The 21,070-nt window shown below is 67.6% G+C and carries 22 protein-coding genes and 2 tRNA genes; 11 read left to right on the top strand and 13 right to left on the bottom strand.

Annotated features, from left to right (window positions below):
- Positions 1-77 precede the first annotated feature (77 nt).
- Positions 78-611, bottom strand: a complete 534-nt coding sequence (locus tag NDI56_RS15865) for a 50S ribosomal protein L16 (RefSeq protein WP_310920627.1) — start codon at positions 609-611, stop codon at positions 78-80.
- 165 nt (positions 612-776) lie between these two features.
- Between NDI56_RS15865 and NDI56_RS15860 the strand changes: the two genes are divergently transcribed.
- Positions 777-1,778 carry a glutathione S-transferase family protein gene (locus NDI56_RS15860; RefSeq protein ID WP_310920626.1) on the top strand — a complete coding sequence of 334 codons (1,002 nt, stop codon included), beginning with the start codon at positions 777-779 and terminating at the stop codon, positions 1,776-1,778.
- 2 nt (positions 1,779-1,780) lie between these two features.
- On the opposite strand, the gene NDI56_RS15855 is transcribed toward NDI56_RS15860, so the two are convergent.
- On the bottom strand, positions 1,781-2,488 hold the full coding sequence (locus tag NDI56_RS15855) for a sugar phosphate nucleotidyltransferase (RefSeq protein ID WP_310920625.1): 708 nt from the start codon (positions 2,486-2,488) through the stop codon (positions 1,781-1,783).
- Positions 2,489-2,562: 74 nt separating this feature from the next.
- Between NDI56_RS15855 and NDI56_RS15850 the strand changes: the two genes are divergently transcribed.
- Positions 2,563-3,303 (top strand): DUF429 domain-containing protein, encoded by a 741-nt coding sequence (locus NDI56_RS15850; protein ID WP_310920624.1) that lies wholly within the window; start codon positions 2,563-2,565, stop codon positions 3,301-3,303.
- A gap of 72 nt (positions 3,304-3,375) precedes the next feature.
- Here NDI56_RS15850 and NDI56_RS15845 read toward each other — a convergent pair whose 3' ends face one another.
- Genes NDI56_RS15845 through NDI56_RS15835 form a run of 3 tightly spaced genes read right to left on the bottom strand, consistent with a single transcriptional unit; the run spans position 3,376 to position 3,964 of the window.
- On the bottom strand, positions 3,376-3,570 hold the full coding sequence (locus tag NDI56_RS15845) for a cold-shock protein (protein WP_123537499.1): 195 nt from the start codon (positions 3,568-3,570) through the stop codon (positions 3,376-3,378).
- Positions 3,571-3,572: 2 nt separating this feature from the next.
- Positions 3,573-3,767: a cold-shock protein gene (locus NDI56_RS15840; RefSeq protein ID WP_123537499.1), complete on the bottom strand. Its 195-nt coding sequence runs from the start codon at positions 3,765-3,767 to the stop codon at positions 3,573-3,575.
- A 2-nt stretch (positions 3,768-3,769) separates the two neighbouring features.
- On the bottom strand, positions 3,770-3,964 hold the full coding sequence (locus NDI56_RS15835) for a cold-shock protein (RefSeq protein WP_004515390.1): 195 nt from the start codon (positions 3,962-3,964) through the stop codon (positions 3,770-3,772).
- A gap of 168 nt (positions 3,965-4,132) precedes the next feature.
- On the opposite strand from NDI56_RS15835, the gene NDI56_RS15830 reads away from it, so the two are divergent.
- The gene (locus tag NDI56_RS15830; RefSeq protein WP_310920623.1) at positions 4,133-4,642 is read left to right on the top strand and encodes a hypothetical protein; all 510 of its coding nucleotides are present in this window, start codon (positions 4,133-4,135) and stop codon (positions 4,640-4,642) included.
- Between the two features lie 26 nt (positions 4,643-4,668).
- On the opposite strand, the gene NDI56_RS15825 is transcribed toward NDI56_RS15830, so the two are convergent.
- On the bottom strand, positions 4,669-4,926 hold the full coding sequence (locus tag NDI56_RS15825; RefSeq protein WP_310920621.1) for a hypothetical protein: 258 nt from the start codon (positions 4,924-4,926) through the stop codon (positions 4,669-4,671).
- Between the two features lie 320 nt (positions 4,927-5,246).
- Here NDI56_RS15825 and NDI56_RS15820 point away from each other — a divergent pair, with 320 nt between their 5' ends.
- The gene (locus NDI56_RS15820) at positions 5,247-6,527 is read left to right on the top strand and encodes a DUF4397 domain-containing protein (protein ID WP_310920620.1); all 1,281 of its coding nucleotides are present in this window, start codon (positions 5,247-5,249) and stop codon (positions 6,525-6,527) included.
- A gap of 27 nt (positions 6,528-6,554) precedes the next feature.
- Here the strand turns inward: NDI56_RS15820 and NDI56_RS15815 are convergent, their stop codons facing one another.
- Positions 6,555-7,130, bottom strand: a complete 576-nt coding sequence (locus NDI56_RS15815) for a hypothetical protein (protein WP_310920619.1) — start codon at positions 7,128-7,130, stop codon at positions 6,555-6,557.
- Positions 7,131-7,242: 112 nt separating this feature from the next.
- The gene (locus NDI56_RS15810; RefSeq protein ID WP_310920618.1) at positions 7,243-9,462 is read right to left on the bottom strand and encodes an alpha-amylase family glycosyl hydrolase; all 2,220 of its coding nucleotides are present in this window, start codon (positions 9,460-9,462) and stop codon (positions 7,243-7,245) included.
- A 226-nt stretch (positions 9,463-9,688) separates the two neighbouring features.
- On the opposite strand from NDI56_RS15810, the gene NDI56_RS15805 reads away from it, so the two are divergent.
- Both NDI56_RS15805 and NDI56_RS15800 read left to right on the top strand, forming a co-directional pair.
- Positions 9,689-10,375 (top strand): class I SAM-dependent methyltransferase, encoded by a 687-nt coding sequence (locus NDI56_RS15805; protein WP_310920617.1) that lies wholly within the window; start codon positions 9,689-9,691, stop codon positions 10,373-10,375.
- A 25-nt stretch (positions 10,376-10,400) separates the two neighbouring features.
- Positions 10,401-11,258, top strand: coding sequence for a DUF5995 family protein (locus tag NDI56_RS15800; protein ID WP_310920616.1), 858 nt, complete (start codon positions 10,401-10,403; stop codon positions 11,256-11,258).
- Between the two features lie 34 nt (positions 11,259-11,292).
- Here the strand turns inward: NDI56_RS15800 and NDI56_RS15795 are convergent, their stop codons facing one another.
- Together NDI56_RS15795 and NDI56_RS15790 are read right to left on the bottom strand one after the other, a co-directional pair.
- Entirely contained in the window at positions 11,293-12,258 is a 966-nt protein-coding gene (locus NDI56_RS15795) for a DUF7972 family membrane protein (RefSeq protein WP_470303416.1), read from the bottom strand.
- 193 nt (positions 12,259-12,451) lie between these two features.
- Positions 12,452-13,255 (bottom strand): lamin tail domain-containing protein, encoded by an 804-nt coding sequence (locus tag NDI56_RS15790; protein ID WP_310920614.1) that lies wholly within the window; start codon positions 13,253-13,255, stop codon positions 12,452-12,454.
- A 144-nt stretch (positions 13,256-13,399) separates the two neighbouring features.
- Between NDI56_RS15790 and NDI56_RS15785 the strand changes: the two genes are divergently transcribed.
- A complete protein-coding gene (locus NDI56_RS15785; protein ID WP_310920613.1) occupies positions 13,400-14,128 on the top strand; it encodes a sporulation protein in 729 nt (242 codons plus the stop codon).
- 149 nt (positions 14,129-14,277) lie between these two features.
- Here the strand turns inward: NDI56_RS15785 and NDI56_RS15780 are convergent, their stop codons facing one another.
- On the bottom strand, positions 14,278-14,505 hold the full coding sequence (locus NDI56_RS15780; RefSeq protein ID WP_310920612.1) for a hypothetical protein: 228 nt from the start codon (positions 14,503-14,505) through the stop codon (positions 14,278-14,280).
- Positions 14,506-14,824: 319 nt separating this feature from the next.
- Between NDI56_RS15780 and NDI56_RS15775 the strand changes: the two genes are divergently transcribed.
- On the top strand, positions 14,825-15,940 hold the full coding sequence (locus NDI56_RS15775; RefSeq protein ID WP_310920611.1) for a GNAT family N-acetyltransferase: 1,116 nt from the start codon (positions 14,825-14,827) through the stop codon (positions 15,938-15,940).
- Between the two features lie 374 nt (positions 15,941-16,314).
- Here the strand turns inward: NDI56_RS15775 and NDI56_RS15770 are convergent.
- Together NDI56_RS15770 and NDI56_RS15765 are read right to left on the bottom strand one after the other, a co-directional pair.
- Positions 16,315-16,388, bottom strand: a tRNA-Phe gene (locus NDI56_RS15770).
- A 631-nt stretch (positions 16,389-17,019) separates the two neighbouring features.
- Positions 17,020-17,093, bottom strand: a tRNA-Val gene (locus NDI56_RS15765).
- Positions 17,094-17,177: 84 nt separating this feature from the next.
- On the opposite strand from NDI56_RS15765, the gene NDI56_RS15760 reads away from it, so the two are divergent.
- The 3 genes from NDI56_RS15760 (at position 17,178) to NDI56_RS15750 (ending at position 21,004) form a co-directional block, all read left to right on the top strand.
- Complete coding sequence (locus tag NDI56_RS15760) at positions 17,178-17,735, top strand: DUF192 domain-containing protein (protein ID WP_310920610.1); 558 nt, start codon at positions 17,178-17,180, stop codon at positions 17,733-17,735.
- Between the two features lie 271 nt (positions 17,736-18,006).
- A complete protein-coding gene (locus NDI56_RS15755; RefSeq protein ID WP_310920609.1) occupies positions 18,007-19,926 on the top strand; it encodes an ABC transporter ATP-binding protein in 1,920 nt (639 codons plus the stop codon).
- 169 nt (positions 19,927-20,095) lie between these two features.
- A complete protein-coding gene (locus tag NDI56_RS15750; RefSeq protein ID WP_310920608.1) occupies positions 20,096-21,004 on the top strand; it encodes an NAD(P)H-binding protein in 909 nt (302 codons plus the stop codon).
- Positions 21,005-21,070: the final 66 nt, after the last annotated feature.

The following is a 21,070-nucleotide window of genomic DNA, read 5'->3' as shown; positions in this document are numbered from 1 at the left end:
CCGCGATTTTTCCCAGGTTTTTGCCCCGGTTGCGGGCCGTCGGCCCGCAACCGAACGACGGTGCAAAAAGTGGGTGTCTAAGAAATAAGCAGCTCTTCGCCGCGCTCGACCTTGATGCGACAGGAGGGCGTGATCTTGTTGTAGGCACGGCGGAACGCCTCCTTGACGTGCTCGGCGTCCTCGACGTTGCAGTAGGCGGTGAACAGCTGCTCGCCGGCGTTCATCCGGGCGGCGGTGCCGACGATCTTCCCGAAGGCGGCGCGCATCCCGTCGGAGACACGGTCGGCCCCGGCACCGGTCGCCTGCTTGTTCTCTCGCAGGACCTGGTGGGGGAACTTCCGCAGGGTCATGCGGTAGTCGCCCTCCTCGCCGATGGTCTTGATGAGGTGGCGGTTCGCGGAGAGGCGCGAGGCCTCCAGCGAGCCGTGTCGGAGCTGGACCGACTCCTCGACGATGAGGGAGATCTGGACGGGGTACTCGCCCTTGTCTTTGGTCTTGCGACCCATCTCGTGCTGTGCGATCTTCGAACCGGGGATGCCCGTGATGTACTCGCGCCGGGTGTAGGACGGCTTGTCGATGTCCCGGTACATCGAGGCAGGTTTGTCGGACATAGGTACTCTTGGTCGAGACGTGGCCGAGCGCCCCAATAAGGGCTTCGATGGGGGCCGCTCGGGTGCGCCGAGGTGGCACACACCGCGACCGGCCCGACACGGGCGGTGACACGCGTGTAACCTCGCTTGGGTGTTTATGCCGGTCGAGCGCCAACCAGCGGTACCATGAACATGTTAGTCGACGGCGAGTGGCGCACAGACGCCTATCAGAGCACGAACGAGGACGGCGAGTTCGACAGACAGGAGACCAGTTTCCGGAACCGTATCGAGGACGACCCCGACGCCCGCTTCCAGCCCGAGGCCGGCCGCTACCACCTGTACGTCTCGCTCGCGTGTCCGTGGGCCCACCGGACGTTGCTCGTCCGAGCGCTGAAGGGGCTCGAAGACGCCATCAGCGTCGACGTCGTCGACCCCTACCGGGGGGACGGCGGCTGGCAGTTCACGCCCGAGAAAGCGGGCTGTACCGAGGACTCGCTGTACGGGTCGGACTACCTCCGGGAGCTGTACGCCGAGGCCGACCCCGACATGACTGGCCGCGTGACGGTCCCCGTTCTCTGGGACACGCGCGAAGAGACCATCGTCAACAACGAGTCAAAGGAGATCCTCCGGATGCTCGACACCGAGTTCGACGCGGTCGCGGAACACGACGTGGACCTCTACCCCGAGGGGTATCAGGACGATATCGACCACATCATCGAGGACATCTACGAGCCCATCAACAACGGCGTCTACCGCTCCGGTTTCGCCGACACGCAGTCGGCCTACGACGAGGCCGTCTCCGAACTGTTCGAGGCGCTCGACCACTGGGACGACGTGCTCGAAGACCAGCGCTACCTCGCCGGGGACCGCCTGACCGAGGCGGACATCTGTATGTTCACGACGCTGGTCCGGTTCGACGAGGTCTACCACACGCACTTCATGTGCAACCACCGGCTCATCCGCGAGTACGACAACCTCTGGCCGTACCTCCGCGACCTGTACCAGACGCCCGGCGTGGCCGAGACAGTCGATATGAGCCACATCAAGGAGCACTACTACACCACCCACCCGGACGTGAGCCCGAAGCGTATCGTTCCGATGGGGCCCGACCCCGATTTCGAGGCGGCCCACGACCGCGACGAGCTGCCGGGCGACCTGCCCGGGGACCTGCTGGCAACGCCCCAGTAATCTCACTCCAGCCGCTCTGTGACTCGTTCCCTGTCGGCCGGCTCGTTGACGTTGTGACACCAGCCGTCGAGCTCGACCGTCTCGACGCGGTGGCCCCGCCGCAGGAGGCTGTCGATGGCGTCGGCGAGCTCGTACTCGCCCCGAGGGGCGGGGTCGATGCGAGACAGCGCTGGCCCGATGTCCGGCCCGAACGCGTAGAACCCGCGATTTACGAGCGTCGACGGCGGCTCGTCTGGCTTCTCGACCAGTCCGGTGACGCGACCGGCGCTGTCGGTCTCGACGACGCCGGTCGTCCGGGCCTGTTCGCGGGAGACGGATTCGACCAGCAGCGTCGCGGCCGCGTCGGTCTCGCGGTGTCGGGCGACCACACCGTCGAGGTTCGCCCGGCAGACGTTGTCGCCGTGCAGCACGACGAACGGCGCTTCGACCACGGGTATCGCCTGTTCGAGCGCGTGGGCGGTCCCCAGCTGGTCGGCCTGTTCGACGTGTTCGATGGGCGTGTCGCGGTAGCCGTCGCCGTAGCGGTCGACGATTTGCTCGCCCCGGTAGCCGACGACGACCGCGATGCGGTCGACGCCGACCGACAGCAGGGCATCGAGGGCGTGCTCCAGCAGCGGCTTCCCGGCGACCTCGACGAGCGCCTTCGGTCTGTCGGCCGTCAGCGGGCGCATTCGCGTTCCCTCGCCCGCGGCCAGGACGACGCCGTCCATACGCAGTCGTGGCGACCCGGCTACAAAACGGTGGGCGGGTCAGGTTTTTGCGCCCGCGCCACTGATAGCCACCGATGGCCGAGGACCGCTACGTTGGCGTCGCGTTCTGTGCCGGGTCGTGGCTGGCGGTAGCGTTCACGGAGGCCGGCTACGAAGAGACGAGCGTCTTCGACGGTATCGGGGACTGCTGGGCGGCCTACGAGGAGGAGACGCGCCGGATGCTGGTCGACGTTCCCGTCGGCCTCGTGGGGTCGGGCGACCCCGTTCGCCGGTGTGACGAACGCGCTCGCGCCGTGCTCGGCCCGCGCAGCGTGGCTGTCGTCGACCCGCCGGTCCGGGAGGCCACCCGGAAGCGCCGCTACTCGACGGCCAATCGGGTCCACGAACGCAAGGCCGACACGCGACTCGCCGAGGCCGCCTTCGAGCGCGCCGACGGCGTCGCCATGTGTGACGAGCTGCTACAGGAGGTCCCCGAGGCCGCCGCGGTCGTCCGCGGGACCCATCCCGAGCTCTGCTTCCGGGCCTTCGCCGGTGAGCCGCTGACACACGACGAGACGACCGCTGCGGGGTACGCAGAGCGGATGCGGACGCTCGCCGGCCACGACCGCGACGCGCCGCCCGTCGTCCAGAAGGCCGCCGAAGCGACCGCCGGCCACGACGTGCCTGTGTCGGGCGTGCTCGACGCCGTGGTCATGGCCTACACGGCCCAGCCCGGCGGCGGCGAGCTCCGCACGCTCCCCGAGGACCCGCCGACCGACGCCAGCGGGCTGCCGATGGAACTGGTCTACCGGGCGGCGGCACCGCTGGGCGAGTGAGCGGCAGGCCGCGAGCGTAGCCGTCGCTCACGACTGGTGATAATAGTTCGGGACTGTAGACAGAAAACCGTCTTACAGTCGCTCGAGGTTCGTCGCGCGCGGACCCTTGTCCGCCTGCTCGATGTCGAACTCGACTTCCTGTCCTTCTTCGAGGTCCGGGCCGCCGACGTCTTCCATGTGGAAGAAAACGTCTTCGTCGGCGTCATCGGTGTCGATGAAACCGTAGCCGCCCGTGTCGTTGAAGAAATCGACTTTGCCTTTCGCCATCGTTAGAGACGCTCCAGGTTGGTCGCTCGCGGACCCTTGTCCGCCTGCTCGATGTCGAACTCGACTTCCTGACCCTCTTCGAGGTCCGGACCGCCGACGTCTTCCATGTGGAAGAAGACGTCCTCGTCCGCGTCGTCAGTGTCGATGAAACCGTACCCGCCCGTGTCGTTGAAGAAATCGACTTTGCCTTTCGCCATTGTTAGAGCCGGGTAACGTTGTTTGCTCGCGGACCCTTGTCCGCCTGCTCGATATCGAATTCGAGTTCCTGTCCCTCTTCGAGGTCCGGGCCGCCGATATCTTCCATGTGGAAGAAGACGTCCTCGTCCGCGTCCTCAGTATCGATGAAACCGTAGCCGCCAGTGTCGTTGAAGAAATCAACCGTTCCTTTCGCCATTGCAACCAAAGAGAGTCCGGGCCGACGGATAACAGTGTCGGTACAGTCGCCACGGCGGAAACACCGTAATCGGCGGACTCCGGCGGTGTGTGTCGTGATACTCCCTCACACGACGCTTCGGTGGCCGGAGCCACACCGCTCTTGTGGTTCGGTGGTAATCGTCGGAGTATGTTGCGTCGACTGCGCGAAAACGGGCCCGTCGTCCTCGTGCCGCTGGCGTGGACCTTCGCCACAGCTGCGCATCTGGACCTTCTCACGCTCCGAACCGTCCTCATCGCCCATCTGGTGATGGACGCCATCATCGCGGCCTTCACCGTTCTCTCGTGGCGGGAGATGACCGACGGCGTCCTGCTAGTGTGGAAGCGAGTCCTGCTCGCCGGACTGGCGATCACGCTCGTGGGAACCGCCGGACTGCTCACTGAGCCACCGGTGGAACTACTGTTGTCGGCGACCGTCGTCGGCTGGATGCTCGTCCCGGGCGCCGGACTGCTCGCGACCGGTCGGCTCGTCGACCGCCGCCCGCGGGCCTACCTCGCCGGCGGCGCCCTGAGCGTCGCTGGCGCGGTGGCCTACGTCGGCGGGCTCTCGGCGGCGCTTCCCGCGGCCCTCGTTGCCGGGCTGACGTTGACAAACGTCGGCCAGACGGCGGGTATCGTCGCCGCTGTCTACGACTACTGAGCGGTGGTCGGTGGCGACGTACCTGTTCAGAACGAAGCGAGTCCCTGCTTGAACTTCCGGATGATATCCTTCTGCTGGAGGTAGCTCGCGGCCGCGAGCATGGTCGGCGCCCAGAGCCCGACGAAGATACCGGTCTGTTTCTCGCCTCTGATGTAGAAGTTGTACCAGGCAAAGAGCACTGACGCGACCGCCGCTGCAGCGACGGGGTCACCGGCCGACATCGGCGTCGAGTCCGCCACCTCGTCCATCTTCTCTTTGGCGTTCGAGTCGTCTTGTTGTAGCATTGACATTGCGTTCGCACAAGGTGGGGCGCTCGTGTCGCCGTACTGCCTTCGCCTGCAAGCAGACTTAGTGACTGCTGCGGGGCATCGCCGCCCAGTCCGGCGGTTTGTTCGACTGCTGCACCGAGTGCCCGCCGGCGGTGCCACGCTGTGGCACCGGACGGCGTGGTTACCAGTAGACCACGGTTTCACGGCGTCGCGAGCCGTCTCGGTGACGTTACCCGTCGCGGCGAGCCCGCTCCACCGCGGGGCTCGCGGATACGGTGGGCTTTCTCTCGGTGCCCGGCTGATAACAAAGACAGTGGCTACCAGACGCGCGTACGATGGACGAGACAACGACACGTCGACGGGTCATTCAGGGGGCGGGAATTATCGGTGCCACAGGAATCGTCGGCAGTTCCGTCGTCACGGCTCAGGAACAGACACCGACCACACAGGACGGGGAGACTGCCCTGCGGGTCGCTCACGCGTCGCCGGACGCCCCGGACGTCACCGTCCGTCTCGACGACCAGGCGGTCGTCGAGGGGCTCAGTTTCGGCAACGTGACCAGCTACCAGTCGGTCGACCCGGGAACCTACCAGCTGCGGATCGTCCCCGCCGAGCAGGGGCTTCTGGGCGGGTTTCTCAGCGACCTCTTTGGTTCGCAGGACGGCGAGACGGTGCTCTACGACCAGCAGGTGACCGTCGAGCAGGGGGCGACTCTCACCGCCGTCGCCTTCGGCGAGGCCGGACAGGGACCCGCCGAGACGCCGACCGGCACGGCCACTCCCACGCCCGACGGGGGTGCGACCCCGACCGAGCCGGCGGGGACGGAAACGGGGGCGACGCCGGCGATGGCGCAGGAGCTACAGATGGGTGGCGGCGGGCAGGCCGGGCCGCTCGTTCAGGGCCTCGCCTTCGGTGAGAGCGCGAGCGCGACCGTCCCGGCCGGTGACTACCGACTCCTGATTCGACCGGCGGCGGGAGACGGTGGGACGACCCCTGCCGGCACGGCCACTCCCACGCCCGGTGGGGGTTCGACGCCACCGGACGGCGAAACCGGGACCCCGGAGGAGACCGGCGCGTTCCGTGTCGAACTCCTCGAAGACGACCTCTCCAGTCCGTCCGAGGGACAGTCCCGAGTCCGTATCTTCCACGCGGTCCCGAACCTCGGGGAAGTGAATATCGTCGCAACGCCCCAGGGCGGCGGACAAGGTCAAGGGCAGACTCCGGGCCAAGGTCAGGGCGGTGGCCAGGGTCAAGGTCAGGGCGGCGGGCAAGGTCAAGGGCAGACTCCGGGTCAGGGTCAGGGCGGTGGTCAGGGTCAAGGTCAGGGCGGTGGCCAGGGTCAAGGCCCACCGGTTAGCGCCGATGTCTCGCTCGAAGCAGGCACCGTCTACAGCGCCTTCGCGGTCGGGTACGCCGACACAGGCACTGCGGAGGCGACGCCCGGTCAGACGCCGACGGAGGGAACGCCCGGACAGACGCCGACAGAGGGAACGCCCGGACAGACGCCGACCGAAGGCACAGCGACGGGGACGCCCGGCGGGGACCGGCCGGAGTTCGAACTGGTCGTCGTCGAGACTGCCACCGACGGGCAGCGAGTCCAGAACGGCGGGACGTGAGACCCTGACGCCGCGGTATCGGGCCGCTCACTCCCCGATTTTCCGGACGATCCGATTCGCCAACTGGACGGCCGTCTGCCGGTCCACCGGCGTCGGAATCAGGACCGATTCGGTGTGCCACTCGCCGCTTCCCTTCAGTTTCCCCGTGCGGACCTCGGCTCCCGGCGCGATGTCCTGGGCCGCGTGGGCCGCCCAGTCGGGGGTCCGAATCGTCTCGAAGGCGTCCGGGTCCCGGAACCGGACGTGGACGTACTCGTCGCCCTGCTCGACTTTCTGTGCACCGCCTGTCCCTCCGCGCTGGGCGCCCTGTCGATTCCGGGACGACGCTCGCTGTTGAGATGGCTGTCGCTGCTGTGACTGTTGCTGTGGCTGCTGGTGCGTTGGCTGCTGCTGTGGCTGCCGTTGTGGTGGTTGCTGTCGCGATAGGCGGTGGTGCGGTGGCTGCTGCTGTGGTGGCTGTTGTTGCTGCTGGTGCGTTGGTTGCTGTTGCGATGGCTGCTGCTGTGGTGGTGGTTGCTGTCCGGGCTGTCGACGCTCTGCTCCTGTCACCCGTTGTTGCTCGGACTGTTCTTCCCGCCGGTCGAACGGTGGTTGCTGACTCATGGTCGGTCTCCGTTCCCCGACGACGCCGTGCAGTGGTCCGACCGGGTCGGCAGTGGGGGGTCGGCGTTCGTGCCGGAGCGACAAAACTGATGTCCCGGCACCTGCGAGAGCGTCAGCGTCCCCGGTCGAACAGCGTCGGCGTCGAGAGCACTGCGAGCCGTTCGACTTCGACGGTGACGGCGTCGTCGCTCCGGGCGACAGCCACGTCCGTGCCCGTGAACCGGTCCGTGGTGTCGACGACCGGCCGGAGGTCGACGGTCCGCGGGTCGGCGGCGAAGTTGACGACCACGATGCGTTTCTCCGCGCCGGCGTCGCGACCGAAGACCAGCACGTCCTCGGGCGCCTCCGTGCGGTAGGCCGGGCGCACGAGCCCGGCCGTCGGCCCGAGCACGGGCGACTCGTGGTAGAACGCGACGAGGTCGCGGTAGAATTCGAGGTGAGACTCCGGACACGTCTCCCAGTTCACGAACGCCCGCTTGTACGGGTCGCGCTCGATGTCGTCGGCCCGCTCCGGGTCGTCGGCGTAGGGCAGTTCCCGGCGCTCTCCGTGCCGGGTGATGAGCCGTTCCTGTCCGTAGTAGAGCATCGGGACGCCGGGGAGGGTACAGGCCGCTGCGGCCGCGGCCCGAGCCACCGCCGCCGGCTCATCGCGGTGGCCGACGGCGGCCTCGTGGGCCAGACGGGCCTCGTCGTGGTTCTCGGTGGCGTTGAGCAGCCGGGTGTAGCGGGGGAACCCGTCGCGTTCGCGGGCCTCGATAGCGTCCAGCAGGTCGGCCGGCGGTCGCTCGCCGCGAGCGACAGCGTGGACTGTGTCGGTAAACCCCGTCGTATCGAAGTGGAGGTCGAACTCCGAAGCGGCGAAGGCCGGCGTCCGGGGGATGGCCTCTTCCAGCAGGAGGAAGTCGGCGTCCATTGCGCGCACGCGCTCGCGGACCTCTTTCCAGAAGCTGTGTGGAACGCCCCAGGCGATGTCACAGCGGAAGGCGTCCACGCGCTCGGCCCAGAACTCGACGGCCGCGAGCAGGTGCTCCCGCAGGGCGACGTTGCCGTGGTTCAGGTTCGGCTGGAGCCGGACGCCGAAGAAGCCGGTCCCCGCCGGTGCGGCGTCGTGGCGGCTCGGGCCCAGCTGGCGGTCGAACCAGTCGAAGTACGTCGAGGACTCGTCCCACGCCTCGACGTCCGGGAACGCGTAGGGGTCGTCGGGCTCGGGGCCGAGTTCGGCGATGGTGTCCTGGTAGAACGGGTGGGTCCAGCCGCAGTGGTTCGCGACGAGGTCGAAACAGACCCGGATACCGCGGTCGTGACACGACTCGACGAACCGGTCGAAGTCGGCCAGCGTTCCCAGGTCCGGGGCCACGTCGAAGTAGTCGGTCGCGCTGTAGCCGTGGGGGCCGCCCGGTGCCGACTCGACGGTGGGGCTCCAGGCGGGGACGACGGGTGTCAGCCACACCACGTCGACGCCGAGGCCGTCGAGGTAGCCGACGCGTTCCGTCAGCGTCTCGAACGTCGTCTCGCCGGGTTCGCCGGCGAACGAGCGGGTGAAGATTTCGTAGACGACGGCGTCGTCGAGCCAGTCCGGCGGTCGGTTCGGGAGGGAGACGGACTCGCCGTCGGGGTCCAGCAGTATCTGGTCGGCCACGCCCACGCGGCGCCCGTCGAACGGCGCCGCGTAGACGCTTGTCGGCCCGTCCAGTGCGGCCGCGGGGACCCGTGCGGTCGTCCCTTCGACGCGGATGTCGGTCGCTTCGAGACTCGCTGCGTCGTGCGGGAGAAACGCCACGTCGAGTTCGGACTCGACGGCGTGGCTGTCGGGCGCGAGCTCGGGGTTGGACTCGACGACGAACTCGTCGGCGGCCGCGTCGTACCGGCCCCCGAGTTCGATGCGCGGCGGCCCGCCGCTGTCGGTCGCCCCGGCGCCGCCGACGCCGTCGGCCGCCGCGGCGTCCTCGTCCCCGTCGAAGACGCGTATCGTCAACTCGTGTGTATCGTCCGGCGCGGCGAGTTCGAGGACGTAGGTCCCCGGCCGGTCGGGCTCGAACTCGGCGGTGTTGTGCAGGCCGTGGTCGTACCGGTCGCGGTCGTCGTACGGCGTCGGCGCGTACCGGAGCGTGGCGCTGCTCCCGGCCGGTCGCGAGGCGAGCGACCACGTGAAGGCCGCAGCGCCGTACTCGTCGGGGTCGCGCTCCGGCGTCCCCGCGACCGTCGGTGCGAGGTTGTCACGGTCGAACCCGTGTTCGACGTCGACGAAGACGGGGTCGACGATGCGCTGGCCGACCTGCAGGAACCGCGGCGGCCCGGGATGGTGGCTGTCGGTGGGTGTCTGGCGGACCATCGGTGCGCTGTCGTTATCGGCTGGGTCGCCCCCGGAGATGAGCGTTTGGGGTCGCCGGTAGCGACACCGTCGAGTCCGTGTCGACGGACCGGATGCCTGTGAGCGAACCGCCCCGATTCAGCCGGGCCGAACTCGGGTTACCTCCTGCCTAGTCGCAGTCGTCGCGCGGCTTGCGGCTACATAACGAAGCGCCGTCGCCGGGAACGGCCTGACAGCCGGGTGTACCATGGCAGAGACCTCGTGTGAGATACAGGACGGCGCTATCGTCGAGCGGCCGCGGGACGTCCGACAGCACCCGTTGCTGGCGGCGATATACGAGCGCCACGACGAACTGATCGCGACCCATCTCCCGGGCGGTGAGACACTGGAACTCGCCTTCGGCCAGCACGTCCACCCGCAGGCGGACGTCGGGACCGAGGCGTGGCGGCCGAACGTTCGACGGGTGCGGACGCCGGCGGTCCTCGGGGACGCGCGGTCGCTGCCGTTCGCGGACGGCTCGTTCGAGGCCGTCATCGGCCGGCGGTTCCTCCACCACGTCCCCGCCGAGGACCGGCCCGCGATGCTGCGTGAGGCCCGGCGCGTCCTGAAACCCGGCGGCCGACTGGTCCTCCTAGAGGGGACGCCGGGGCTGTACCGACGCGTCACCAAACGGCTCGCGTTTCGGTTCGGGTTTCTGGACGAAGACACGGACCGGTATGGTCACCTCTCCGAGGCCGACGTCGACGAGCTCGTCCGGTCGACCTTCGAGGTCGTGGACACGGAGACGCTCGGCTCTCCGCTCGTGGTCGCCGGAATCGCCGAGAGCCCCGTCGCCGCGGCGCTGTTCCCGCTGTACCGGCGGACCCAGTGTGTCAAGTGGTGGACTCTCGTCGTGGGCCGCAAGCCCGCCGAGCCGGCCGACACACAGGGTTAAGCGCCTGTCCGTCGACTGACGCCGTATGCGTGCCACGCAGTCACCGGATGGGAGCCGCCGGCGACGGTTCCGGTCGGTCGTTCGCGGCATCCGGGGGCGACAGCCCGAGCCAACCGACCGCTCGGGCGACCCCGACCTGCTCGCCCTGGTCGCGGAGCCGTACACGGACGTCGAGGCGGTTCACCGAGAGCTCGGCGCGCTCCTGCGGGCCTTCGAGACGCGAGAGGACCGCCGTGCGGTGTTTCTCGGTATCTACGCGCGGATGACCGACGCGGTCGGTCGCCGCGTCCAGCGGAGGGCGTTTACCGACCCGGACTGGGTCGCCGACTATCTCGTCGCCTTCGCCAACCGGTATCGCGTGGCGGTCCGCGACTTCGAGACCGGCGATACCGACGCCCTCGCCGACCCGTGGTGGCTGGCCTTCGAGGCCGCCGACGGCGGCGATTCGCTGGTGCTGCAGGACGCGATGCTCGGGGTCAACGCCCACATCAACTACGACCTGGCGCTCGCGCTCGACGACGTCGGCGTCGGCGCCGACCGGCCGTCGAAGTACGCCGACCACTGCGCCGTCATCGACGTTATCGCCGAGCTCGTCGACGAGGCACAGGACGGGTTGGCCGACCGCGACGCCGACGGACTCGCCGCCCTCGACAGCTCGCTGGGGCGCTTCGACGAGTGGCTGACCGTGGTCACCATCGACGAGTGCCGCGACAGCGCCTGGCGGACGGCGGTCGCGATGGACTCCCGGTTCCGGAGCCGCCGCCGCGTCGCGCGCTGGCTGAACGACCGCACCGCGACCGGCGCCGCGCACCTCATCCGGAGTTCACGCTCCAGCGACCGCGTTCACGACGCGCTGGTCGACCTCGAACGGACCGACGGCTGAGAGCCGGGTCGCGGCCGGCGGGGACACTCGGCCGTCACAGCCGCTCCGCGCCGGTCTTGAACTGCGTCGCCGTCGCGGTGCGTCGCGCTATCGTGGCCGCCCGCAGGACGTACGCGAAGACGACGGCGAGCGGGGCGAGGCCCGCGGCGACGGCAGCGTTCACCAGCCACAGCGGGGGCGCCACCGACGTCGCGCCGAACAGTCCGATGAACCGGAGCAACACGACCGCCATGAACGTCTCGGCCGGGACGCCGACGTACAGCAGTATGCGGGACATGTTCGAGAGGCTCTCCCGGGTGAACAGCTGCTTGAAGTGTTCGCGGGTGACGGCCAGCAGCTCCAGCTGGGCCGCGAGGCGGTCGACGCTCTCCCGCTCGGCCGACGAGACCGGTGGCGTCTCCGCCTGCCGGAGCCGGTCGACGCGGTGGTACAGCTCCGCGAAGTCCACCGCCAGGAGCGCGATGACGATCTCGTCAGTGGCTCGCACCGGCCGGTCGAGCGCCGCCCGGACCGCCGCGATATCCTCGGTGAGGCGCGCGGCGAACGCTTCCCGCCGGTCGTCGCCGGACTCCCGCAGCGTCGCCAGCTCCTCGTCCATCGCGTCGAGGAGGCTCAGCGCGAACTTGGCGGGCGTGAGTGGCTCGAACGCCTCGTCGCTCACCGACGCTACGTCTTCGCGGAGCTCGCGGATGCCGGCTATCTCCTCTCTGAACTTCCCGGGCGATTTGAGCTCCCGCGTGAGGACGAGCTGGTTGATGGAGACGACGATGGTGAGGAGGTTGAGATTCCCGCCGATGAGGGCGCTGAAGGCGTATAACAGCGGGGTGATGTTCCGATCGGTGAGTCGCGGCACGGGCTGGAACACGAGCAGGAGCGCCAGCGTGACGAGGACGACTGCGGCGGTGACCACCAGCCGATTCCCCCCGAGCAACAGCCAGTCTATGGCCCGGTGCGAGGCCGGCCGGCGAGTCCGTGTCGCGTTCGGTGTTTCGGGGGACATCGTGTGGTCGCGGCGAGGAGGCTACAGGATAGAGCGGACAGCGCGTTGTGTGCACTTCTCTTGCAGTCGCAGGCGACCGCCGTCACGCCGACGCCGCCGGCCGGTGCCTCGACGAGGTCCGTCCGGTCCACGAGGCCGCGCGGGACTCGCTCCTGGGGTGCCGGAACGCGAAACCGTTCCCGCCGCCTCGCCGCTACCCGCCGCTCTTGTACGTCTCACGCAACACCTGCTCGCCGTCGGCTGTCCGAACGCGAATCGTCGCCCCGTCCGCGGGCAAGAGAGACTCCGCCGCGTCCCAGTACCGCTCCGAATCAGTGTCCTTCCCCGTATCGCCGTGGAGGGTGAGCTGTTCGCCGGGGCGGAGGGTGGTCTCCCCCTCGAACCGGTAGGACTGTCCGCGGTCGGTCTCGACGACCCAGCCCGACAGGTCGACCGGCGCGTCGCCCTCGTTCTCCAGGACGACGTACTCGTCGGACCCTCGCCACTCGTCGGGGCCGACACGCTGTTCGTGAATCTCGTCGAGCACGACCGCCTCCGCCGCGTCGACCGACCCGCGGGCGGACTCGGTCATCGGCGTGTCCTGGGCCGACTCGCCAGCGTCGGCCCGCGGCTCGCTCTCCACGCGGTCGAAGATGGCCGGCTCGTCGCCGCCCGTGTCGCTGGTCGCGAGCTGGTCGCTGTCGACCCCCCTTGGCTCGGTCGTCTTTTCCGCCTCTCCGTCCCGGTCGCCCCGACGGACGAACGCGTAGTCCGCCTGCAGGTCGTCGTGGCCCTGGCGCTCCCGGTAGCGCAGCGCCAGCCTCTCCTTCTCCAACAGGTCGAAAAAACGGTCCCACGGGAGCCGAGTCCCCTCGGTGTCGTCGGCCCGCTCGATGCGGAGCTCGACCTGCCCGTCCGACTGTTCGACCGCCGTCGGCACCGCGTCCCGCGCGCCCGCCCACTCACGTATCAGGTCGCGATTCGCCGTCGTCTGCCAGTCCGCGGACTCGCCCGGCATGTGTCACAGTACTAACTGGAGCGGGTAATGCGCTTCGGCGGTGCTCCCCAGACGGTCACGAAGGGTCGGCCGTAAGCGACCCACTGACGGGCCGTATCCACATTCCGATTGTTTTTATACTATTAATATTAATAACTACAGGCTATGAAACGAGTCCTCTCGAGCATCGGTGTCGGTGCGGCGACAGTGGATACGGTCTTTCCCCGGACGGAACTGGTCCCCGGCGAGACCGTCACGGCCGAGGTGGAACTGTACGGCGGCGACGCGACACAGGAGATCGACGGTATCTACTTCGACCTGAAGACGCGCCTCTCCGAGGGCGAGGACGAGGAACGCCTCATTACGGAGTTCGCTCTCGACGAGGAGATCGAGCTCTCGCCGGGCGACGAGCGGACGGTTCCGGTCGACATCGAAATCCCGCCGTGGGTGCCACTGACCCGCGGCGGCGCGTCGGTGTGGCTCGAAACCGGTCTCGACATCGACTGGGCCGTCGACCCGACCGACGAGGACCGCATCGACATCGTCCCCGACGCGTACATACAGGCGTTGTTCGACGCCCTCGAAGAGCTCGGCTTCGCACTCCGATACGCCGAACTCGTCGAGACGCCGTATCTCGACGACCGACCGTTCGCTCAGGAGTTCGACTTCCGGCCGACGGACAGTCGATTCACCGACGACCTCGACGAACTCGAAGTCACAATCGTCCCCCGCAGTGACGACCTCCGGGTGTTCGTCGAGTTCGACACCGTCGACGAGGTCGCCGAAGAGTACGACATGGACTTCGACGAGATGGAGGCCTCGCTCACCTTCGACCGCGCCGACGCCGAGATGATTCGTCGCCGCATGAAAAACGAAATCAAACAGCACACCTGACACACCGGGTCGTCTCTGGGCCACAGATCCCTTCGTGTGAGTGCGTCTCTACGTGGGACGGCCGCCGTTCATACTGGTGGCTGTAACAAACTGTAGTAATTCGCCACCACGGGGTGGCGAATATCGTGACGAACGTACAGCCACCAGTATCAGTCCGACACTTCCGTCACCTCGATAGCGTATTCGACGTCGCCCGCGACCCCGACAGTCAGCGAGACGTTCCGCTGTTTGCCGGGCTCGATATCGACCGTCTTCGAGTTGGACGTTCCGCCGACGGTTGCCGTAACGTTCACCGTCATCGTCTCTTCTTCGGGATTCTCGACGACAGCAGTGTAGTCGGCGAACGCGCCGGCCACCTCCACGCACTCCTTTTCCACCACGTTCGGTCCGCCCAGAACGCCGCTACACCCGGCGAGCAAACCAGCGCCAGCACCCCAGTGGCGGCTACGTTTCCCATACGTCTCACTGATTCAAACGCGAAAGATACCGTTCGAGTTATCTGCCCATACGCCGCTCCGTTTCTGCCGTCGGTCGGCGCGTGTCAGGGACCGACCGGCGTTCGTTTGGCCCGGCTTACCCGCGCCGAGTCAGGCGCTGGACGGTCGGTGTCCCCGCTGACAGTCGGCGGCACCAGTCCGTCCGGGCACAGCGGATAGCCTGAGTATTACAAGGCGCGTATTCCCCGGCTATTCGAACATGGCCGGGGACGAGTATCGGATTCGACCGTACCGATCGAGCGACCGGGCAGCCTTCCTCTCGCTGTACGAGACTGTCTGGGGCTACAGGAAGGACAGCGACTGGTTCGAGTGGCGGTTCCGGGCGAATCCGTACTGTGACGGCGTGCAGATGGTCGTCGCCGAAGCCGACGACGGCGTCGTCGGCGTCGAACCGCTGCTGGCGTTTCCCCTCCGCATCGGCGACCAGCGCCTCGCCGCCTACCAGCCCGTCGACTGGCTCGTCCACCCCGACCACCGCCGGCAGGGCCTGTTCACGCGGATGACCGAGCGGCTCCTCCAGCGCGTCGCCGACGACGTCGACCTCCTGTTTAACTTCCCGAACGACGCCCTGCTCCCCGGGCTGGAGTCGTTCGACTGGCGCGTCGTCGGCGACCTGCCCACGAGCTATCGCGTCCAGAACCCCCGCCCGCTGCTCACCGACGCCGTCGGCCCCACCACCGAGCGGGCGCTCGCCCCCGTCCTGTGGCTCGCCTCGGCGGCCACGAAGTGGGGCCTCACCGCCCTCGACCGACTCAACGCCCCGTCGAACGACAGCACCGTCGAGTCACACGACGGCGTCCCGGTCGAGACGGTCGAACGGCTGTACGACTCGGCGCCACCGGACGCCATCCACGTCCCGCGGGACGACACCTACCTCGACTGGCGCTTCGACAACCCCAACTGGGAGACGACGACCTACGTCGCCACCGACGGCGGCGCTCCCGTCGCCAGCCTCGTCGCCGCGACCGAGCGCCGCGACGGCTGTGTGACCACGATGATTCTGGACGTCCAGCCGATGGATGACCCCGGCCACGCCGATGTCGTCGCGTCGCTCCTCGTCCGGCTCCTCCGTGACCACCGCGACGCCGACGTGATCAAATCACCCGGCTGGTACGCCCCGCGGCTCCGCCGCCGCTACGGCTTCTGGCACGACAGCGCCCTCTCGGCCTCCCGGCTTCCCAGCGTCTCGCGGGTCGCCGTCCGACCGCTGCCGGCGGGGGACATAGACGACGCCGACGCCTGGCACGTCGACGGCCTGTCTCTCACCGACTGCGAGAACTGGCGGCTCACGCTCGCCGACCTCGATATCGAGTAGCGCGGGCTTGCACGCGGGCAGGAGTACCGTTGCTCAACCGCCCGACACTCAGACACGCCCCTGCGTTGCAGTGGTAGTATCCTCCCCGCACGCACCGCTCGTGACCGCGACGTCGTCCTACAGCTCTTTCCCCGTCGCCTCTTCCGCAGCCTCCTCTGCTCCCTCCGAGAGTGCCTCGCTCGCCCCACCCGAAAGATACCCCTCGACCGCCTCCAACAGAATCTTGAGTACGTTCATACGGCACAACCACACTCGGCGCCATGAAATAAATTTCGGTCAGTAACTGGTGTATACTGCGATAGCGCGCTCTCTGCTCTCCACCTTGCCATCGACCGGACGACGCGGTCGTTGCGGTGACGGTCGGCTACAGAAAATGCCGCCTCCCGGATTTGAACCGGGGACAGCTCGATCTTCAGTCGAGTGCTCTCCCAGTCTGAGCTAAGGCGGCGCACTTCGAGCGAGGACGAGGGTAGAAAAAAGGATTTCGATAGCCCGCCGCCCTACGGGAGAAAGAGGTCGGCGCTGTCGAACGCCTCCCCGCAGTCGTCACAGGTGTACTCCGTGCCGTTCTCCGTGGATACGTGCCCGCTGCAGTACGGACAGGTCGAGCCGTCTATCATGGGTGGTGGTACCACAACTCCGGGTAAGTGAGTTTCGGCAGCTGACAGCTGACTGGCGGATTCGGGCCACGCCGAGACGGACTCCCCGTGTGCGTCGTCAGAAGTGGGTCTGGGCGGATTCGAACCACGGTCACTCCGCTTCGCTCCGTTCCCTGATTCGCATCCGCCAGCCGCTTCACACACGCGGCGCTCGCAAGTGAGCGCCGCGAGACGTTCAGTGGGTCCGGGCGGATTCGAACCACGCCGAGACGTGCTCGCTTCGCTGCGCGCGCCTCGTCTGCTTCGCATCCGCCGGATTCCACTCCTCGTTCCTCACGTCCGTTCGTCACAGAAGAGTGGGTCCGGGCGGATTCGAACCGGAGAGAGACTCGCTGTGCTCGTCTCTCAGGGCTCGAATCCTTGTCACCCACACAGACGGCGCTGGCTCCTCACTCCGTTCGTCGCAGTCGCCGTCAGAAGTGGGTCCGGGCGGATTCGAACCACCGACCTCGGCCTTGTAAAGGCCACGTCATAACCAACTAGACCACGGACCCGCGTTCGCAGTTTTTCCATCGGCAGGAATAACGCTTTCTCTCTGGGGCGGAACGCTTACCCATCGGCTGGTCCACGGTGTACCCATGGGACGCCGCGCGCTCGCTGCCGTTCTCGGGGTCGTCGTCGCACTCGCCGTCGCCGTGGTGGTCTTCCAGAGCGGCCTCTGGATCGACGTCCTCGGTGTCGGCGGCTACGAGACCGGGACAGTGACGGTCACCGACAGCGACAACTCGACGCCGTGTACCGCACCGCCCAACCGGACCGCGGTCTCGGCCTGCGACGAGTCCCGGACCTTGGCGACCGTCGACGTGCGCATCGCGGCCAACAGGTCACAGCGAATTACCGGTCTCAGCGACACCGAGTCGCTCGGCCCCGACGAGGGGATGCTGTTCGTCCACGACGAGGAGAAACAGCACACCTACGTCATGCGCGATATGGACTTCGACCTCGACATCATCTTCATCGATTCTAACGGCACTATCACCACCATCCACCACGCGCCCGCACCGCCGGAGGGCGAGTCCTACAGCGAACGGTATTCGGGCCGCGGGAAGTACGTCCTCGAAGTGAACCGCGGGTGGACCAACCGCACCGGCGTCGGTGTCGGCGATACGGTGGAACTGCCCGCTGGGGTCGAATGAACGACTGTCGCGAGTGACGGTCAACACAGCACTACAAACAGCCGGAAAGCCCCCACGTTCTCAGCTCCCGGGACTCGTTGCGGTCCTCGCTCACTTCGTTCGCTGCGGTCCGTCTGTCGTCCGGGGGCTTTCTGGCTGTTCGGAGTACCGTCGACGCGGACTGGTACCGGGGCTTTCCGACTATCCACATCGTCATCCGCTGCACTACATACGACCGTTCTCGTTCCAGAGCCCGACGCGTATTTGGGGCTCGAACCGCTACCCGTGGGCAATGGATATCGAGGCGGCGTCGGACGACGACGTGTTCGAGGACGCCCGCGACCGGGTCGACCGGCCGATGTGGCGGCTGTTCACGGAGTACGGTCGGGACCAGCGACTCGCCTTCGTCGTCGGGCTCGTCAGTTCGGTCTTCGCCCGGATGCTGGACCTGCTGCCGCCGCTCCTGCTCGCGCTGGCTATCGACGCCGTCATCGAGAGCAACACGAGCTACAACCTGCTGTTCGTTCCCGACGCGTGGATTCCGGGGGGGACGACCGGGCAGCTCTGGCTGACGGCGGGGCTCATCGCGGCCTCCTTCGGGTTCGGGGCGGTGTTCCACTACGCGCGCAACTGGGGGTGGAACAAGTTCGCTCAGCACGTCCAGCACTCGGTCCGCACGGAGACCTACGAGACGATGCAGCGGCTCAACATGGAGTTCTTCGCCGACAAGCAGACCGGCGAGATGATGTCGGTGCTCTCGAACGACGTGAACCGCCTGGAGAAATTCCTCAACGACGGGCTGAACTCCTCCTCGCGGCTGGTCATCATGGTGCTCGGTATCGCCGCCTACCTCTTCTACATCAACTGGCAGCTGGCGCTGGTCGCGCTGCTGCCGGTGCCCATCATCGCCGTCTTCACGAAGTGGTTCATCGAGACCATCCAGCCCAAATACGCCGAGGTCCGGGGCTCCGTGGGTTCGCTGAACTCCCGGCTGGAGAACAACCTCAGCGGCATCCAGATAATCAAGACCGCGACCACCGAGGAGTACGAGGCCGACCGCGTCGAGGACAGCTCACAGGACTACCTCGACGCGAACTGGGACGCCATTGGCACCCGAATCACCTTTTTCCCGGGCCTGCGGCTGGTCTCCGGGCTGGGCTTTGTCGTCACGTTCGTCCTGGGCGGGCTCATCGTCGTCGGGCAGGCCCCCGGGTTCTTCACGCTCGAACTCACGACCGGCGGGTTCGTCGCCTTCATCATCTACACCCAGCGCTTCGTCTGGCCGATGGCCCAGTTCGGGCAGGTCATCAACATGTACCAGCGGGCCTACGCCTCCGCCGAGCGGGTGTTCGGGCTGATGGAGACGCCGGGACGACTGGCCGAGGCCGACGAGGCCCCGCCGCTATCGGTCACCGAGGGAACCGTCGAGTACGACGGCGTGAGCTTCGGCTACGGCGAGGACGACCCCGTGCTCGACGACGTCTCCTTCGAGGTCGCGGGCGGCGACACCGTCGCGCTCGTCGGCCCGACCGGGGCGGGCAAATCGACCGTGATGAAACTCCTCTTGCGGATGTACGACCCCGACTCGGGTACGGTCCGCATCGACGACCAGGACCTCCGCGAGGTCCAGATACCCTCCGTCCGGCGGGCCATCGGCTACGTCAGCCAGGAGACGTTCCTGTTCTACGGCACCGTCCGGGACAACATCGCCTACGGCAGCTTCGACGCCACCGACGCGGAGATCCGCGCGGCCGCCGAGGCAGCCGAGGCCGACCAGTTCATCCGGAACCTCCCCGAGGGGTACGAGACGATGGTCGGCGAACGCGGCGTCAAACTGTCGGGCGGCCAGCGCCAGCGCATCGCCATCGCTCGCGCGATGCTCAAAGAGCCCGACATCCTCGTGCTCGACGAGGCCACGAGCGATGTCGACACGGAGACGGAGATGCTCATCCAGCGCTCGCTCGACGAGCTCACCGCCGACCGGACGACCTTCGCCATCGCCCACCGGCTCTCGACCATCAGGGACGCGGACGTCATCCTCGTGCTCGAAGACGGCCGGGTCGTCGAGCGCGGGAGCCACGACGACCTGCTGGCCGAGGACGGGCTCTACGCGAACCTCTGGGCGGTTCAGGCGGGCGAAATCGACGAACTGCCCGAGGAGTTCGTCCAGCGGGCGATTCAGCGCCGAGCGCAGACGGATGCGGATGATTAACTGATCGAGGGCTGCGAGGCGTGCCCGAGACGTAAATTAGCCGCAGTTGCTGATGATTGACTGACCGAGGGCCGGGATGGGTGCCCGAGGCGTGAATCGTCAGCAATTCCGACGACAGACCGGTGGCGCTGTGGCTTGCTGTTAAGCCACTGGAGTCCTATCCACGGGTATGCGCGTCCTCGTCACCGGAGCCAGCGGATTCGTCGGTGGCCACCTCGTCCCGCGTCTGGTCGAGCGGGGCCACGACGTCGTCGCGCTGATCCGGGACCCGTCGAGCTACGTCGCGCCCGCCGGTGTCGAGGTGGTCGAAGGCGACGTGCTCGACGCCGACCTGACGCTGCCGTCGGTCGACGCGGCGTACTATCTGGTCCACTCGATGCAGGCCGGGGGGGACTTCGAGGAGCGGGACCGCCGGGCCGCCCGGAACTTCCGGCGGGCGGTCGACGCCGCCGGAATCGAGCGGCTCGTCTACCTCGGCGGGCTGGGGAGCGAGGACGAGGTGCTGTCGGAGCATCTCCAGTCCCGCCGGGAGGTCGAGCGGTTGCTGGGGGAGGGTGAGGCGCAGCTGACCGCGCTGCGGGCCGCTATCGTCATCGGCGAGGGCTCGGCGAGCTTCCAGATAATCCGTCAGCTCGCGGCCCGGCTGCCGGTGATGGTGACGCCGTCGTGGGTCCGCACGGAGTGTCAGCCCATCTACGTCGACGACGTGGTGACGTATCTCGTCGGCGTCCTCGAACAGCCCGAGACGGCCGGTGAGACCTACGAGGTGGGGGGGCCGGACGTGTTGACATATCAGGAGATACTGACGACGACGGCCCGGATTCTGGTCGGTCGCCCGCCGCTCATCGTCCCCGTTCCGGTGCTCTCGCCGGGGCTGTCGGCGCGCTGGCTGGGGCTGGTGACTGACGTGCCGGTCAGCGTCGCCAAGCCGCTGGTCGACGGGCTGCAAAACCGCGTCGTCGTCACCGACCGCGGTATCGACGAGTACGTCCGGCCGGAGCTGACCGGGTTCGAGGAGAGTGTTCGGCTGGCGCTGGGTGAGGAACCCGCCGTCGCACGGCAGGCCGTCGAAGCGTGAGTCTCGACCAGCCACCGGGACTTTCTGGCTGTCCGCACTGTTAGCACAGTCGAGCGTATCGCCAAC

Origin of the sequence: Halomicroarcula saliterrae (assembly GCF_031624395.1) — an archaeon.
Lineage (GTDB): Archaea > Halobacteriota > Halobacteria > Halobacteriales > Haloarculaceae > Haloarcula > Haloarcula saliterrae.
Note: the sequence above shows the minus strand (reverse complement) of the source record. Positions and strands in the feature narration are given on the sequence as shown.